Here is a 292-nt window from a genome sequence, read left to right as displayed (position 1 = left end):
GTCAGCAAGTACTTCAGCATCCATGAGTGCATCAACAAGTGCCAGTGAATCGGCAAGTACATCAGCGTCACAGAGCGCCTCAACAAGTGCGTCAGAATCCGCAAGTACGTCAGCATCGCAAAGTGCATCAACGAGCGCCTCAGAGTCCGCAAGTACGTCGGCATCCATGAGCGCTTCAACAAGTGCGAGTGAGTCAGCAAGTACTAGCGCCTCCATGAGTGCATCAACCAGTGCTTCAGAATCCGCAAGTACGTCGGCTTCCATGAGTGCGTCAACAAGCGCTAGCGAATCC

Annotated in this window: 1 pseudogene; it reads right to left on the bottom strand. The window is 53.4% G+C overall.

The window, feature by feature from the left end:
• Positions 1-292: pseudogene (locus HMPREF2571_RS10760) on the bottom strand (MSCRAMM family adhesin SdrC); the annotation flags it as partial.

It is taken from the genome of Streptococcus sp. HMSC068F04 (genome assembly GCF_001837455.1).
GTDB lineage: Bacteria > Bacillota > Bacilli > Lactobacillales > Streptococcaceae > Streptococcus > Streptococcus salivarius_D.
Note: the sequence above shows the minus strand (reverse complement) of the source record. Positions and strands in the feature narration are given on the sequence as shown.